The organism is Pseudomonas sp. SH10-3B, assembly GCF_019891415.1.
Classification (GTDB): domain Bacteria; phylum Pseudomonadota; class Gammaproteobacteria; order Pseudomonadales; family Pseudomonadaceae; genus Aquipseudomonas.
The window spans coordinates 1-15,755 of record NZ_JAFLXD010000030.1; the positions used below are offsets into that span (position 1 = coordinate 1).

General features: G+C 61.6%; 12 protein-coding genes. 5 read left to right on the forward strand and 7 right to left on the reverse strand.

Translation table 11 applies throughout. From position 1 onward, the window contains the following. Positions 1-300 precede the first annotated feature (300 nt). Positions 301-2,193 carry a penicillin-binding protein 2 gene (gene mrdA, locus J1G35_RS20575; RefSeq protein WP_053132308.1) on the forward strand — a complete coding sequence of 631 codons (1,893 nt, stop codon included), beginning with the start codon at positions 301-303 and terminating at the stop codon, positions 2,191-2,193. A gap of 1 nt (position 2,194) precedes the next feature. On the opposite strand, the gene J1G35_RS20580 is transcribed toward mrdA, so the two are convergent. Next, positions 2,195-2,596 carry a GFA family protein gene (locus tag J1G35_RS20580; RefSeq protein ID WP_223015876.1) on the reverse strand — a complete coding sequence of 134 codons (402 nt, stop codon included), beginning with the start codon at positions 2,594-2,596 and terminating at the stop codon, positions 2,195-2,197. Positions 2,597-2,695: 99 nt separating this feature from the next. Between J1G35_RS20580 and J1G35_RS20585 the strand changes: the two genes are divergently transcribed. Next, positions 2,696-3,163, forward strand: a complete 468-nt coding sequence (locus tag J1G35_RS20585; RefSeq protein WP_223015877.1) for an SRPBCC family protein — start codon at positions 2,696-2,698, stop codon at positions 3,161-3,163. A gap of 82 nt (positions 3,164-3,245) precedes the next feature. Here the strand turns inward: J1G35_RS20585 and J1G35_RS20590 are convergent, their stop codons facing one another. Beyond that, positions 3,246-5,483, reverse strand: a complete 2,238-nt coding sequence (locus tag J1G35_RS20590; protein ID WP_223015878.1) for a TonB-dependent siderophore receptor — start codon at positions 5,481-5,483, stop codon at positions 3,246-3,248. A gap of 218 nt (positions 5,484-5,701) precedes the next feature. On the opposite strand from J1G35_RS20590, the gene J1G35_RS20595 reads away from it, so the two are divergent. From J1G35_RS20595 to J1G35_RS20605, 3 genes are all read left to right on the forward strand, one after another. Continuing rightward, positions 5,702-8,059, forward strand: coding sequence for a DNA polymerase II (locus J1G35_RS20595; RefSeq protein WP_223015879.1), 2,358 nt, complete (start codon positions 5,702-5,704; stop codon positions 8,057-8,059). Positions 8,060-8,130: 71 nt separating this feature from the next. Beyond that, positions 8,131-8,763 (forward strand): glutathione S-transferase, encoded by a 633-nt coding sequence (locus J1G35_RS20600; RefSeq protein WP_223015880.1) that lies wholly within the window; start codon positions 8,131-8,133, stop codon positions 8,761-8,763. 164 nt (positions 8,764-8,927) lie between these two features. Continuing rightward, positions 8,928-9,503, forward strand: coding sequence for a DUF4174 domain-containing protein (locus J1G35_RS20605; protein WP_223015881.1), 576 nt, complete (start codon positions 8,928-8,930; stop codon positions 9,501-9,503). Between the two features lie 36 nt (positions 9,504-9,539). Here the strand turns inward: J1G35_RS20605 and J1G35_RS20610 are convergent, their stop codons facing one another. From J1G35_RS20610 to J1G35_RS20630, 5 genes are read right to left on the reverse strand one after another with little or no spacing between them, the layout of a single operon-like run. After that, positions 9,540-10,574 carry an acyltransferase family protein gene (locus tag J1G35_RS20610; protein WP_082340959.1) on the reverse strand — a complete coding sequence of 345 codons (1,035 nt, stop codon included), beginning with the start codon at positions 10,572-10,574 and terminating at the stop codon, positions 9,540-9,542. A 22-nt stretch (positions 10,575-10,596) separates the two neighbouring features. Beyond that, a complete protein-coding gene (gene murJ, locus J1G35_RS20615) occupies positions 10,597-12,006 on the reverse strand; it encodes a murein biosynthesis integral membrane protein MurJ (protein ID WP_223015882.1) in 1,410 nt (469 codons plus the stop codon). Next, the gene (locus J1G35_RS20620) at positions 12,006-13,433 is read right to left on the reverse strand and encodes an O-antigen ligase family protein (protein ID WP_223015913.1); all 1,428 of its coding nucleotides are present in this window, start codon (positions 13,431-13,433) and stop codon (positions 12,006-12,008) included. The genes murJ and J1G35_RS20620 overlap by 1 nt, the downstream gene beginning before the upstream one ends. A gap of 2 nt (positions 13,434-13,435) precedes the next feature. Continuing rightward, on the reverse strand, positions 13,436-14,539 hold the full coding sequence (locus tag J1G35_RS20625; RefSeq protein WP_223015883.1) for a glycosyltransferase family 1 protein: 1,104 nt from the start codon (positions 14,537-14,539) through the stop codon (positions 13,436-13,438). Then, positions 14,530-15,747, reverse strand: coding sequence for a glycosyltransferase family 4 protein (locus J1G35_RS20630; RefSeq protein WP_223015884.1), 1,218 nt, complete (start codon positions 15,745-15,747; stop codon positions 14,530-14,532). The genes J1G35_RS20625 and J1G35_RS20630 overlap by 10 nt, the downstream gene beginning before the upstream one ends. Positions 15,748-15,755 lie beyond the last annotated feature (8 nt).

Genomic DNA, 15,755 nt, shown 5'->3' on the forward strand with positions numbered 1-15,755 from the left:
TCCCCATGTGAGAGTAGGTCATCGTCAAGATTAAATTCCGAAACCCCATTTGCGAAAGCAGATGGGGTTTTGTTTTGCGCGGTCGAAAAGTAAAAACACCGTTCTGAGTGAGCTTTCGAATACCCTCAAGGTAGGCCACCGTGGCACCGTAGCCATCGACATTGAGCTCACCTCAGAGTGCCGTTGGAGAATTCAATGCAAAGTGTTTCTGCATTTTTGCTATGGTGCAGCACATTTCCCAAGGACTGATCTTTCATCGCAGGATGCGGCGTCGACCTTCTTCAACGAGATGCTGTAGAAATGCCTGAACCTATACCGATTAAAGATCACGAAAAAGAGAACCGCCTCGTCAATAAGCGCCTGCTCGCTTGTGCGTTGCTGGTGATCGGCATTACATGTGCCCTGGTGGGGCGTATGTATTTCCTTCAGGTCGTCCAGTTCGACTACCACTCCACGATATCTGAAAACAACCGCGTCCACGTACTGCCCATCACGCCGACGCGCGGTCTTATCTATGACCGTAATGGCGTGGTCCTAGCCGATAACCGACCCAGCTACAATCTGACCATCACCCGCGAGCGCACCACTGACCTCAAGGGCGAACTCGACGCCATCGTCAACCTGCTGCATCTGCCTGCTGAAGACCGCGCACTGTTCGACAAGGCCCTGAAGCAGGCACGCCACCCATTCGTCCCCGTAACGTTGTTCTACGAGTTGACCGAAGAACAAATTGCGTTGTTGGCGGTGAACGAGTTCCGCCTGCCAGGGGTAGACGTAGAACCGCAATTCGTCCGTCACTACCCCCTGGGTGCGCACTTTGCCCACTCCATCGGCTATGTAGGACGCATCAATGAGAAAGAATCCAAGGCCCTCGATTCGGTGGAGTACCGCGGCACACAATCTATCGGCAAGACCGGTATCGAGCGTTTCTACGAATCTGAACTGCATGGTCATGTGGGCTATGAAGAGGTCGAGACCAATGCCCAGGGCCGCGTACTTCGAGTGCTTAAACACACCGACCCGATCCCGGGGAAAAATATCGTCCTGAGCCTCGACATCAAACTCCAGGAAGCCGCGGAGGAAGCCTTGGGGGATCGCCGTGGTTCGGTCGTTGCCCTCGACCCGCAAACCGGTGAAGTGCTGGCCATGGTCAGCAAACCGAGTTTCGACCCGAACCTGTTTGTCACCGGTATCAGCTTCAAGGAATACGCCGCGCTGCATGATTCCATCGACCGGCCGCTGTTTAACCGGGTATTGCGCGGGCTGTACGCTCCAGGCTCAACGATCAAGCCAGAAGTGGCCATCGCCGGTCTGGACAGCGGTGTCGTCACGGCTCAAACGCGTGTATTCGACCCCGGTTACTATCAACTGCCCGACTTCGACCACAAATACCGCAACTGGAACCACAGTGGCGACGGCTGGGTGGACATGGACGCAGCCATCATGCGCTCCAACGACACCTACTTTTACGATCTGGCTCATAAACTCGGCATCGACCGGCTGCACGACTACCTGGCAGAATTCGGACTTGGCCAGAAAGTGTCGCTGGATATGTTTGAAGAGTCTGCGGGTTTGATGCCTTCCCAAGCGTGGAAGCGTGCCACCCGGCGTCAGCCTTGGTTCCCTGGTGAAACCGTGATCCTCGGCATCGGCCAAGGCTATATGCAGGTCACGCCGCTGCAGTTGGCCCAGGCCACTGCATTGATTGCCAACAAGGGGGTGTGGAACCGACCCCACTTGGCTAAAACCATTGATGGCGTGCCACCGGTGGATGAAAACCCAATGCCGAACGTCGTCCTTAAGGACCCGCGTGATTGGGAACAGGTCAACCACGGCATGCAACTGGTGATGCACGACCCGCGCGGTATTGCACGGGCTGCAGCGCAAGGCGCGCAATACCGTATCGCCGGCAAGAGTGGCACCGCCCAGGTGGTTGCGATCAAGCAGGGTGAGCGTTACAACCGTGAGAAGACCTTGGAGCGCCATCGCGACAACGCGTTGTTCGTCGGCTTTGCTCCCGCTGAACACCCGAAAATCGTGATTTCAGTGATGATCGAAAACGGTGAGGCCGGTGGTCGCGTCGCGGGACCGGTGGTGCGGCAAATCATGGATGCCTGGCTACTTGACCAGGAAGGCCACCTGAAGCCGCAATACGCCACGCCGGCTAAAGCGCCAGGTGACCCGCGCGTCTAAGTCATGCCTTCCATTCGTCCCAGTGCTCTATACCTTCATGGGCGAGCCAAGGCACATCATGGGCCGTCCAGATGTGCGAGGTGGGCCTGACGCCCGGATCATCATCCAGCGTCGCCACCCGCACAATCACATGGGGCTGATGCCCACGCTCTGCTATCAGGTGTGAGCCACAACGTGAGCAGAAATACCTGAGCTTGCCCGGCGAAGATTCAAAGGACGCCAGCAGCTCCTCCCCCAGCGTCCAGCGAAAATGTTCGCGCATCACTCCGGCGGTGGCCACAAACGCCGCCGCATGTATTTTACGGCAGCTCGCGCAGTGGCAGTGGCTGATGGGCATGTCCAGTTGGTCCACCTGATAGCGAACACCTTTGCAGAAGCAACTTCCATTCAATGGGTCAGTCATAAACGTATTGCCGGTTCAAGGACGGGGTCATCATGATTGCTTACAACCTGAGGTTGCGCATTGTTTGATGTCGCCTACTGTCAACGGAGGAGGTGACTTATGCACGTATTAGATCGCATCGAGCGCAAAGTTCTGCTCAACGCTTCACGTAAACAGGTCTGGGAAGCGCTCACCAATGCCGAGCAATTCGGTAACTGGTTTGGGGTCGCCCTCAAGGGCAAAACCTTTATGGCTGGGGAAACTATAGAGGCGCCGATTACCTACCCAGGTTACGAACACGTGATCTGGAAAGCCAAAATCGAACGCATCCTGCCGCAGACGCTGTTCTCTTTCTGGTGGCACCCCTTCGCGGTCGAAGAGGGCGTCGACTACGACAAGGAAACCCCGACACTGGTGGAGTTCACCATTGAGGATCGCGCGCCAGGCATTTTGCTCCGGGTGGTTGAATCCGGTTTCTATACGGTGCCAGAGAAGCGTAGGCAAAAAGCCTTCAAGATGAACTCCCGTGGCTGGGACGAGCAGATGGGCAATATCGAAAACTACCTGAGCAAAGCTCGTCGGGCGTAAACCGGATAACGGGCATCAGCACTGATGCCCGTCCTTGTCGTTCTCAGCTTTCATAAGTGATGCAGGGCAGTTGGCCTTACGGTTAGAAGTCGACCGTCGCCGACAACTTGGCCACGCGAGGATCCCCCTGGCTCAAGAACCCGCCCTGAGCCGACTCCCAGTACTTTTCGTTGGCAACGTTCTCCACAGTGGCGCCCAGCGTCACCTCACGCTGATCCAGCATGAAGGCGTAGCGCGCGCCTACATCGAAACGGTTCCAGGCTGGCAGGCTCAGGTTGTTGGCCGCATCCGCGTACTGGCCACCGGTGCGCAGCATGCGCCCGTTGAGGGTCACGCCTTGCAGGCCGGGCACGTCCCATTCCACGCCGGCGTTGAGCTGGAAGGAAGGTACACCGATGGCACGGTTGCCATCGTTGGTACCGTTCTGCGTGTCCTTGAGCTCGGTCTTCATCACCGTCGCACCACCCAGCAAACGCAGGCCGCTGACCGGTTCGCCGAAGACGTTCAGTTCGACGCCTTTATTGATCTGCTGACCTTCACGCACGTAGCGCGCGGTGGTGGCGTCGATGACTTCTGAATAGCCTGCGCCAGGCTGCTCGATACGGTAAACGCCTAACGTAGCGCCATAGGTGCCCATGTCTACCTTGACGCCCGCTTCGATCTGCTTGGAGCGCGCGGGTGCATAGGCCTGCCCGCCGCCGATGATAGTCCGGGTACCGGCCGTAAGCGGCGAAACCGGGCCCTGGGCCAAGCCTTCAATACGGTTGGCGTACACCGATACGTGTTCCCACGGCTTGAACACAACGCCGTAGACCGGCGTGGTGATCGATTCGTCATAGTTGGCGGTGCGTGTACCGCTCATGTAGTTGTAGCCCTGTACCACCATCTGCTGGCGTCGGGCGCCGACGGTCACCAACAGACGGTCATCGAAGAAACCCAAGGTGTCGGAGATGGCTGCGCTGCGCACGAATGTCTTGGCGGTAATGGTCGGGTCGCTGAAGTCCGTGCCGGGGGTGTTGCGTGGGTTATTCAGAGTCGGTGGTGCCCCGGTCACAGGGTTGTAGATATTGGTCGCACTCGGTGAGCCGTTGAAGACATAAGCGTTGCGCGCCTGGGTCCAAATGCCGGCGAGGCCGAAGTTGAGTCGGTGGCTGACGGGCCCAGTCTGGAATTTGCCATTCAGGCCGCTCATCAGACTGGAGTTGTCTTCTTCGTGCGCGATGGTCGAGCGGCTGGAGGTGGCATTACCGACGTTATCGGTCAGGGTCACCGACGAATACTGGCCCATTTCACGACTGTGCTTGGCACCGGCTGCGGCATAAGCCGTCCAGTTTTCGTTCAGGTCATATTCGGCGCGCAGCATGCCCAAGGTGTCTTCAAGGTTGGTACGGCTCCAGCTCGGCGCATAGTTCGTGTCGGCCGAAGGCGCATCCGGTACATGTGTGGCGGTCCCCACGAATACCGAATTGCGCCCGCCGTTGATACGCTGCTTTTGATAAACGAAATCACTCGATACGCGCAAAGCATCGCCGCGGTAATCCAGGCCGACCGCAAACAATTTCGAACGCTGGTTTTCATCATCAATGCCGGTATCACCTTCGCGCTGGGACAGGTTCACCCGAGCGCCAAACCGATTGTCTTCGCCGAACCGCTGGCCTATATCCAAGTGCTCGCCGACGCGGCCATCGCTGCTGATATCCGTGCTGAAGCGCCGCAGCGGTACATCATCGGCGCGCTTGGGGTGCAGGTTCACGCCGCCGCCGATGCCGGAGCCGCCCGGTGTCACGCCGTTGATAAACGCGTTAGGCCCCTTGAACACTTCCACGCGTTCCAAGGCGTCAGTAGAGATGATCTGACGGGGTAGGATGCCGTACAAGCCATTGTAGGAAATGTCATCACCATTCAGCGGCAGACCACGGATCATGAAGGTCTGCGCCTGGTTCGCATACCCCGAGGCCTGGCGCACTGACGAGTCATTGAGCAGCACATCACCGACGGTTTCGGCCTGTTGATCGCGGATCAGTTTTTCGGTGTAAGAGGCCATGCTGAAAGGCACGTCCATGATGTCCTGGTTGCCCAGCACACCCAATTGGCCGCCGCGTGCCACCTGGCCGCCGCTGTATACCGGGGGCAGGGCGTTCGGCGCGGGCGCGTCGGCGTTGATATTGGTGGCACCCAATTCCAGTGTGTTGCCGTCCTGACGGTTGTTCGCATCCTGCGCGGTGACGGGGGTTGCGGCATGAGCGGCAAGGCTCAGGGAGCAACAAAGGGCGAGCAGGGTCGGGCGAAACGGCACAGCGAATGAGGTACAGATGGGCATGGTCGATCCTGACGGCGAACCGTCAATGTGAGAAAGAGGGCAACAGGCGTTGCGCTTCCTCACTGCGCGAATACGACTCCGGCGCGGATGATAGTAATTATTATTAACGTCCTGCAACAAATTTATCAGATTGCGCCCGACGTGCGTGTTTACCTGCCGCGTTGGCACGGATGCCGCGTAGAATCAACGCCTGAACGCTATTCCTGAGGTGCGGTACGGTGGATTTACAGCAGGGTTTTGTCCTGACCCGGCATTGGCGCGATACCCCGGCGGGCACGGAGGTCAGTTTCTGGCTGGCCACAGACCATGGCCCGCGGTTGATCCGCCTACCCGTGCAGACCTCGGTGATGTTCATTCCCGAGGCTCATCGCAAGCCGTTGGATTGGCTGCTCAAGGGCGAGCGCGATATCGAACTGCGCCCGCTGCAACTCTGCGATTTCCATCACCGCCCGGTCCTGGGCCTTTACACCCGCCAGCACCGCCAGGCGATGGACGTGGAAAAACGCCTGCGCGCCGCCGGTGTCGACGTCTACGAAGGCGATGTACGTCCGCCCGAACGCTACATGATGGAGCGCTTTATCACCGCCCCGGTCTGGTTCGGCGGTACGCCCGATGCCAGCGGTGTCCTGTGCGATGCGCAGATGAAACCCGCGCCCGACTACCGTCCGCCGCTCAAGCTGGTATCCCTGGACATCGAGACCACCGCCCAGGGCGACCTCTATTCCATCGCCCTCGAAGGCTGCGGCGAGCGCCAGGTGTACATGCTCGGCCCGCCGAACAAAAGCTGCGCAGTGAACTTCAAGCTCGACTACTGCGACACCCGCGCCCAACTGCTCGAATGCCTCAACCAATGGCTCGCCACCCATGACCCCGACGCAATCATCGGCTGGAATGTGGTGCAGTTCGACCTGCGCGTGCTCCACGAACATGCCCAACGCCTCAACGTGCCGTTGATGCTAGGCCGCGGCGACGAACCCATGGCCTGGCGCGAACATGGCAGTCGCAACCATTACTTCGCCGCAGCGGCTGGACGCCTGATCATCGATGGCATCGAGGCCCTGCGTTCGGCCACCTGGAGCTTCGAATCCTTCAGCCTGGAGAATGTCGCGCAAACCCTGCTCGGCGAAGGCAAGGACATCTCCACGCCGTACCAGCGCATGGACGAAATCAACCGCATGTTCGCCGAGGACAAGCCCGCCCTGGCGCGCTACAACCTCAAGGACTGCGAGCTGGTCACGCGAATCTTCGAGAAAACCGAGCTGCTCAAGTTCCTGCTCGAACGCGCCAGCGTCACCGGATTGCCGGCTGACCGCAACGGTGGCTCTGTGGCCGCATTCACCCATCTGTACATGCCGTTGATGCACCGCCAGGGCTTCGTCGCGCCGAACCTGGGCGACAAACCGCCTCAAGCCAGCCCCGGCGGATTTGTCATGGACTCGCGCCCCGGCCTCTACGAATCGGTGCTGGTGCTCGACTACAAAAGCCTTTATCCATCGATCATCCGCAGCTTCCTGATCGACCCGGTGGGCCTGATCGAAGGCCTTAAGCACCCCGACGACAGCGACTCAGTGGAAGGCTTTCGCGGCGCGCGCTTCTCCCGCACCCGGCACTGCCTGCCCGCCATCGTCGCACGAGTCTCCGAAGGTCGCGAAGAGGCCAAGCGAGAACACAACGCACCGCTTTCCCAGGCGCTGAAAATCATCATGAACGCCTTCTACGGCGTGCTTGGTTCCAGCGGTTGCCGCTTCTTCGATACACGGCTGGCGTCATCGATCACGATGCGCGGCCACCAGATCATGCGCCAGACCCGCGAACTGGTTGAAGCCCAGGGCTATGAAGTGATCTACGGCGACACCGACTCCACCTTTGTCTGGCTCGGCAGCGCGCATTCCCAGGAAGACGCCAGCCGTATCGGTCAGGCGCTGGTCAAGCACGTCAACACGTGGTGGCGTGAACACCTGCACCGCGCGTTCGGCCTGCAAAGCGCCCTGGAGCTGCAATACGAAACCCACTTCAGCCGCTTCCTGATGCCGACCATTCGCGGCGCGGAGGAGGGCAGCAAAAAACGCTACGCCGGCCTGGTCACGCGTGCAGACGGCAGCGAAGAAATGATCTACAAGGGCCTGGAAACCGTGCGCAGCGACTGGTCGCCCCTGGCCCGCCGGTTCCAGCAGGAACTCTACCAGCGCATCTTCCACCGCCAGCCCCATCAGGACTACATACGCGACTACGTGCGCCGGACCTTGAGCGGCGAATTCGATGAGCTTTTGATCTACCGCAAACGCCTGCGCCGCCAACTGGACGACTACGAGCGCAACGTGCCGCCCCATGTGCGCGCCGCGCGCCTGGCCGATGAGTACAACGACCGTCTGAACCGCCCGCGCCAGTACCAGCGCGGCGGCTGGATCAGCTATGTGATCAGCGTCAACGGCCCCGAACCCTTAGAAGTGCGGCAAGCCCCCATCGACTACGACCACTACGTCACCCGCCAATTACAGCCGGTGGCCGATGCGATCCTGCCGTTCGTGAACGATGACTTCAGCACCCTGGTCGGTGGGCAAATGGGCCTGTTCTAGAACGCTTGCTTCGCGGTGTCCAGGCGCTGCATTGTTGTCATCCGATGATGAACTTCCAGGAGGTCCGCCCCATGTACACGCTCTATGGCATCGACGAGTCCGGCTCTTGCATGATCGAAATCGCCCTGCAGCGCTGTGCGGTGCCGTGGCGACGGACGGATGCAGCCTCCTGGGCCGATGGCGAGGGCAGCGACGAACTGGCCCGTATCAACCCGCTCAAACAGGTGCCCACCCTGGTCACCCCAGATGGCCAGGTGCTGACCGAAAGCGCGGCCATCCTGATCCACCTCGGCCTGGAGTTTCCCGGCGCACACCTACTGAGCGGCGATCGCGCCCAGATCATCAGGGGCCTGGTGTATATCGCTGCCAATTGCTACTCGGCAATTGGCATCATCGATTACCCGCAACGCTGGCTGGGCAACGCCGAGGAGGCCGTGCAGGCGCAACTGGTCACCGGCACGCGCCGCCATCTGCATCAGGCCTGGGTGGTGTTTGCCGAACAGTTTTCCGGCCAGTTGTTCGCGCCCAATGGCGCGCCGAATGCGCTGGGTATCATTGCGGCGGCGGTGTCGCGTTGGGACCAGGCGCGTGCGGCCTTGACGGCCCTGGCGCCAGGCTTTGCGCAGACCCTCGCGCAAGTGGATGCAGACCCCATCGTGGCGCCCGTGTTTGCCCGGCATTGGCCGGACTGGGAGGTCTCTTAATGTTTCGGCAATCAAAGGAAACAATGCTGGATGTCGCCTCCAAGCCCTTGCGGAGCGGGCGTCCTGGCCTACGCTTTCTGAACGCAGTGTAGGAATCATCCTTGAATTTGACTGTCGCAGACATGAAACTCAAGAACCCTGCATGGAATTCAAAGGAGGTGCGCATGCTCATCCGGTCGCTGACCCTGGCTACCTTGATGGCTTTTACGGGGCCGCTGTTGGCTGCTGATGATATCAACCCGCTCAAGCAGGACCTGGGCAAAGCCCGGCCACTGGTGGTGGTGGAGCTTGATTCCGGCAACGACACACTGGCGACCCTCAAGAAACAACTGGACGAGCCTGCCACCAAGCAGTCCTTTGAAGAACGCAGCATGGTGTTCTACACCGTGAAGTTCGGCAGCATCGGTGCTGAAGGGGAGAAGTTCGCCAAAGACCCCAAGGACAACAAGAAGCTCACCCCACCTGAGACCAACGCGTTGATCCGTGCCCTCAAACTCGGCGCCGGCAGCGGCACCAAAGTGATCCTGGTGGGCAAGGATGGCGAGAAGAAAGTCGAGAAAACCGTACCGCCGGATACCCTCGATTTGAAGGAGTTTTTCAGCGCCATCGACCAGATGCCGATGGCCGAGAAAGAAACCGCCGCCGCCCCGGAACCAGAACCCGTTGCACCGGCTCCGGCCAAGGGTGCCAAGCCTGCGAAACATGCCGGCAAACCCGCTGCGCCACAACTGGATGACTGAAGCCAATACCCGGTAGGAGCACGCTCGCTCCTACCGTTATCTGGCAGCCTTGCGCACTGGAAACGGAAAGTAGAAAAACCGCAGGAACGCCACCCGCTTGATCACTTCCCCGATCAATAACGGCACCACCACCGCCACCACAAAACCGATACAGGCTGCGACAAACGCGTGCAGTCCCAGACGCTCCAACAGATCAAACGTCTTGTGCTGGATCTCCCCGTGGAAGATCAGCAGGATCAGGGTCGACTGGCCGATGTAGGTCATGGCACGGGTGACCAACGCCGAGGCCATCAGCACCCGCGCCAATGCCCAGCACAGGTACACCCCGATCACCGCCAACAGGCTGGTCCACAGCCAGTGGTCGTAGCGACGTTGCGCCAGGTCCATGGTATCGCCCCGGTAGAGGAACACCGCCGCGAACAGCGCCACCGACACCAGCAGTGTCAGCAGCGAGCCCGCATGGGTACGCAGCCAGTCGCGCAGCAGGTAGCCGTAGACGAAACACGCGCTGCTGATCAACGTGATATCCAGGCTGAACGGCAAGCCGGGCAGCACCCAGGTTTGCCCACCGACAGTCACCGGCAATTGCCAGAACCAAGGCAGCATCCAGATGCCGAGCAGCAGCGGAAGCAGCATCACTGCGCAACTCGCCGCCAGCGGCAGCCGCTGGATCAGCCGCAGCACCGCCCAACTGAACAGGATCGCCACCCAGAAGTGCGGTAAAAACCACAGCGCCTGCCACGGGATGGTGTCCACCGAGGCGTACAGCACGCCGCCGATATCCGGCAGCAGCGGTTGGCCGCGCAGCACGCCACGCACGATCACATACACCAGCATGGTGAAGAAGAACGGCTTGAGCAGGCCATCGGCCTTACGCACCGCCATCTCCACAAACGGCTGTTCAGGCTTGAAAAACACCCCCGACAAAAAGAAGAACAACGGCAGCACGAACGACGCCAGGATCGGGTACATCAAGTCCGGGGACGTGGCGACAAACCAACTGTGGGCATACACGATCACCAGGATGCCGATGCCCTTGGCGATATCCATTTGAATCCAGCGATTTTTCACCTGAGTGCTCCCGATTGATCATTCATGCCCTGCGCCACGGCTTAAGCCACAGCCCCATGCCGAGCAGCACCACGGCGCCCGCCAGGGTGCTCAGCCCCAGTTGCAGCCACACGCCCTCAATACCAAACAGCATCAGCGCCGCGAGCCCCATCAGCAGCGCACTGAGCAGCCAATGCCGGGCCCACGGCAGGGTGCCGATCAACGCCTGGCGCTGCATCAGCAACAGCGCGGTGCAGATCACGCCGGCCAGTGCGGCGAGGGGGATGCCGGCCAGGCCGAACACAAAGGGCAGGGCGGCCAACAGCACCACGTTGACCAGGCTGCCGAGCAACTCGCAGCGCAGCGGCTGGCGCGTATCGCCGGCGGCGTAGGCATAGCGCGCGAGCAAGGCGTTCCAGGCGCCGAACACCAACGGCACGGCAAACCAGGCCAGCAGCAGCGGCAACGGCGAATCCGCCGATTGCTTGGGCAGCAGCAACGCCACCAGGCTTGGAGCTGCCGCCACCAGGCCGACACCGGCGGGCAAGGTCAGCACGCTGGCGGTTTCCAGGCCGCGCTTGAGCAGGGCCAGGCGCTCATTGCCCTGGCGACGGCTCATCATGCCCAGCACCACCTGGTTGAGGCTCATCAGCGCAATCAGCGGCAGGTTCATCAGCTTGCGTGCCAGGTTGACCCAGGTCACCGCGCCTTCGCCCAGCAGCGACGCCACCAGCCGCTCGATCAGCGCCAACCCTTGGCTGGCGCCATTGCTCAGCACCAGCGGACCGATGCGCTGGCCCAGCTCCCGCAGAGGCGCGAAGTTCAGCTGCCAGCGCCACGGCCGCCAGCCTTGGCGCCACACCGAGGGCAACAGCGCCAGCGGCATCAACAGGCTGCCGGCCAGGCAGGCCAGGGCCAGCGAGTGAGGTTGGGTGGCGGTGCCCGCGAGGGCGAGGTACGTCACCGGCGGCAGGTTGAACAGCAACGAGCCCAACCCTGCGAGGACAAAACGTTCGCTGGCCTGCAAGGGAATGCTGAACAGCGCATGCAGCATCAATCCCGGCACACACCAGGCGACGATCTGCAGGTTGCTGCCGGCCAATGCCGTGGCGGTGTCGGCCAACCCTGGGCCGAGCACCTGCACCAGCCATGGCGCCAACAGCGTCAGCAGCAGGCTGGTGACCAACGCGATCAGCAGCAACGCCGGGAACAGCACTGCCAGCCAGTCCAGGCGCTCGCCGTCCTTGCGTTGCAGGTACAGCGGCAGCGCGGCGGCACTCAGCAAACCGCCAGCCAATGACATGCGCAGTGCTTCCGGCAAAAACAGCGCGATCAGGAAGGCGTCACTGCGCTCTCCGGCGCCCCAGGCCGCCACCAGCAACCATTCACGGGCGAACCCCAGGCACAGGCCCAACAAGGTCGCCAGGGTCAGCCAGGCGGCAGAGCCGAGCATCAGGGCCGCGCCCCGTCAAACAAGGTTTTGCGGTAGGCCACGGTCTTCACCTGCGGCAGCCGCGCCGGAAACAAACGCCGCGCCTCCAGCACATTGATGCCCACCATCAGCCAGAACAACGCCACCATCACCACCGCAAAACTGAAGTAGTGGTCGAACAGGCCGCTCACCAGCGCCGCCAGAATCCCACCGGTGGTGCCCAGCCACAGGGCATTGTCCTTGGTCAGGCGGATCGGGCCTTTTTCCGGGCGTGCTTCACGCCACCAGCGCACGGTCACCGCCACAAAGAACAGCATGCCGACGATGCCGGTCTTGTAGATGAAGTTCAGCCACAGGTTGGAGATCCCCAGCAAGTGGGTGTCGGGCACCGGCGGGTCAACCTTGAAGCCGATGCCGAACGGATAAGACACCACCGCCTGCGGGAACATGCGGTACTCGTCGAACCGCACTTCGGTACTGGCATTGTTCGACGAGAAAATCGTCGCCAGGCGTTCCTGCAGCGGTGGATAGGCCATCACCAGCGCCACGGTCAACGCTGCGCCGATCATCAGCAGGCGCCCGGTGTAGGGCACGCGACGCGTGGCCATCCACAGCAGCACCAACGCCAGGCTGACCATCGCGCCGCGGCTGCTGGCCAACAGCAACGCTGCCGCGCCCAGGCACGCCACGCCCAGCCCCAGTGCGCGCTTCCAGCCTTGCTCGGTCATGCCGAAACAGAAGGCCAGGGGCAGCAACAACGCCATGATCCCGCCGATGGCATTCGGGTGCATCCATGGCGAACCCATGCGTGAAGACATGGCCTCCAGGCCGAATTTCAACATGTCAAAGTTGCCGTAGTTAAACAGCGCCAGAATCGGCGCAATGCCGGCCCCGGAGCGCGTGCGCACGAATACCGCGATCGACAGCACCAGCATCGCCAGGCTGCCCAGCAACAGGGCGATGACCAAGGATTCGCGGTGTTTGTGATCCACCAGCAATTTGGCGCAGAGGAACACTGACGACAGGCTCAGCAACCAGCGCAGCCAGTTGGCCACGCCACTGGTGTCGGCGTGGATGGTGACCTGGCCGACGATGAACGGGAACACGCTGAACAGCATCAGCCACACCAGCATCTGGTCGGTGGGGCGGCGGGTGAGGCTTGGCGTATCGGGCAGGCGCGCGAGGAAGTTGTGCCACAGCACCGCGCCCCAGGTCAGGGCAAGGATCGCTTCGCTCACGGTGCTGCGGATCCCCAGGTTGATGGTCGAGTACGGCATGAACGTGGCGATCATGGCAAACAGCAACAGGCCCCAGAACGGAAAGCGCAGGATGGTCACCGCCCCGGCCAGGCCGACTACGGCGAGAAACGCCTTGGCCGGCGACAGCAGCAAGGCGATGGCGCCAAACAGCAGGCCGAAGAGGATGGCGACGAGGCTTGCCAGGTTCACTCTCACTTGAGTTCCTCAATCAGTTGGGCCAGGCGCTGGCGATAAGCGTGATGGTTGAAACGTTGCGCCCACAGGCGCCGTTGCTCGGCGGATTCTTCATCCGGTTGTGTGCCCAGGCTGACCATCAATTGCACCAGCGCCGGGCCATCGGTGGGCGAAAAGCGCGGTGCCGACGGCGGGGTGATTTCATCCAGCGAAGTGCCGCTGGCCACCGCCACCGGCGTGCCCACGCTCAGGGCCTCGATCACCGGTAAACCGAAGCCTTCGGCATAGGACGGTTGCCACAGGCGTGAAGCCTGACGATAGAGGGCGTGCAACTCGGCATCCGACACACCGCTCAAAGCACGAATCCCCGGCAGCGTGCGCTGGGTTTCGGGCAAATGATCCAGGCGGCCCACCAGCACCAACTCCGGCACGGCGGGAGATTGGCGCCGCGCCTGCTGCCAGGCGTCCACCAGAAACGGCACGTTCTTGCGCAACTCTCGGGTGCCGACCAGCAGCCAATAGCGCTCGGGCAACTGACGTTTGCTCAGGTCGGCCGCCAGCTCGGCAAAGCCGTCGACTTGATTGGGCAACACGCGAATCTTGCCCGCTGCCTTGGGAAACAGCCGCGCGGTTTCATCGGCGCTGTACTGCGACGGCGTCCACACGCGGTCGGCGCTGTGCACCGCGTAGGCAATCGACAGGCGATCACTGGTCTTGTAGATCAGTGCCTTCAAGCGGTTGGCGTGGTAGTTATTCAAGGTGATCTGGAACAGGTCATGCAGCAGCACCACCGTGCGCAAACCCTTCGGCTTGGGCGGCAACGGCAGGCCCATGTTGAAGGTGCTGATGTACAGGTCGATACGCTCCTCGCGCAAGGCGCGCGGCAGAAAACCGGCCTCAAAGCGCAGACGATTCTGCGGTTGATGCATGGCGGTCTTGGCACAGCCCCACGTCGGGCAGTGGGCCAGCAGGCGAGTCTCATCGCCCAGGGGCGCCACGGTAAACCGCTCAAGCTCGATGCCCGGCAAGGTGTACAGCGCACTCTCCAGCGCATACACCTGGCGACTGATGCCCGATTGCGGCGAGGTGCCGACGGTGCGGTAATCCAGGCCTACACGCATGCGGGCTCCTTCTGATTCAGCGGCACAAGCGTGGCGTACACCTGCTCCAGTTGGCTGGCGGCAACGCTCCAGTCATGGGCTCGGCGCACATAGGCACGTCCGGCCTCACCCATGGGAACAGCGGCTTCAGGACATTGCAGCAGGCGCACCACGGCATCGGCCAAGTCGTCGGCGCTCTGCCCGCCGAGGTAGTCCAGGCCTTCCACCAGGTCCAGCCCCGATACGCCTTGTTCGGTGCTGGCCAGCGGTAGACCGGCGGCCAGGGCTTCGAGCACCTTGAGTTTGGAGCCGCCGCCATGGCGCAACGGCGCCAGGAACACCGAACAGCTCGATTGCAGGTCCAGCAGGTTGGGCACGAAGCCTTGCCACTCGATACGCGGGTCTTTCCAACGTTCGCGCCAACTGCCAGGCATGCCGAAGCCGCATACGCTCATGCGTGCCTCCGGGCAGCGCGCCCAGACCTTGGGCAGGATTTCATCCAGGGCCCATTCGATGGCATCCACGTTCGGCGCGTATTCGTAGTTGCCAAGGAACAGCACGCGGTGTGTCGAGGGATCTGGATGGGCTGCGGCGAAGTGATCGCAGTCCACCCCATTGACCACCACCGGCACAGGTTTGCCGGCGATCTTTGCCAGGATGTGCGCATCGCTCTGGGTGACCGCCACCACCTGTGTGGCCTGGCGCATCACCCGGCGTTCCCAGCGGGCATAGCGCCATTGATCGTAGCGAATAAACGGCAGCGACCAACTCGGCAAGCGGTCGTAGGTGGCCGCGCCCAGGGCCGACTCGACGTTGTGTTCGGTCAGCACGAACGGCTGGGACGTGCGCGCCAGCGCATCTTCGTAAGGCTGGAAACTGTAGCTGTGCTCGATCTGCACTACGTCCCACTGTTCACCCAGCAACCAATTGAAGGTCTCCTGCAACTCGCCCGACAGCCCATTCACACTGGCCAGCAGCGGGTAGGGTGCAAACAGCCCTGCCACCAGGGTCTTGAGGCTGCGCAGTGGGCGGCGCGGCAGGATGATCAACTGTTCGACAAACGCCTCCAGCACCTGGCGATCGCTGAGGGATACCGGGTGCTTGTCATGCAGCAGCAAGGTGATCCGATGCCCCCGCGCCGCCAGGCTGCGCAGCAGGTGGAACTGGCGCGTCTTGCCGCCGCTGGTCGCGGGCCAGGGCGAGTAGGGCAGGATCCATAAAATACGCATGGCGGGCC

Bases quoted from the DNA above. Each gene is read 5' to 3' on its own strand.
- murJ (WP_223015882.1), bottom strand. From the start codon at position 12,006: ATGCTCGGCTCTGCCGCCTGGCTGACCCTGGCGACCTTGTTGGGCCTG.
- J1G35_RS20580 (WP_223015876.1), bottom strand. From the start codon at position 2,596: ATGACTGACCCATTGAATGGAAGTTGCTTCTGCAAAGGTGTTCGCTAT.
- J1G35_RS20590 (WP_223015878.1), bottom strand. From the start codon at position 5,483: ATGCCCATCTGTACCTCATTCGCTGTGCCGTTTCGCCCGACCCTGCTC.
- J1G35_RS20585 (WP_223015877.1), top strand. From the start codon at position 2,696: ATGCACGTATTAGATCGCATCGAGCGCAAAGTTCTGCTCAACGCTTCA.
- J1G35_RS20605 (WP_223015881.1), top strand. From the start codon at position 8,928: ATGCTCATCCGGTCGCTGACCCTGGCTACCTTGATGGCTTTTACGGGG.
- J1G35_RS20625 (WP_223015883.1), bottom strand. From the start codon at position 14,539: ATGCGTGTAGGCCTGGATTACCGCACCGTCGGCACCTCGCCGCAATCG.
- mrdA (WP_053132308.1), top strand. From the start codon at position 301: ATGCCTGAACCTATACCGATTAAAGATCACGAAAAAGAGAACCGCCTC.
- J1G35_RS20600 (WP_223015880.1), top strand. From the start codon at position 8,131: ATGTACACGCTCTATGGCATCGACGAGTCCGGCTCTTGCATGATCGAA.
- J1G35_RS20630 (WP_223015884.1), bottom strand. From the start codon at position 15,747: ATGCGTATTTTATGGATCCTGCCCTACTCGCCCTGGCCCGCGACCAGC.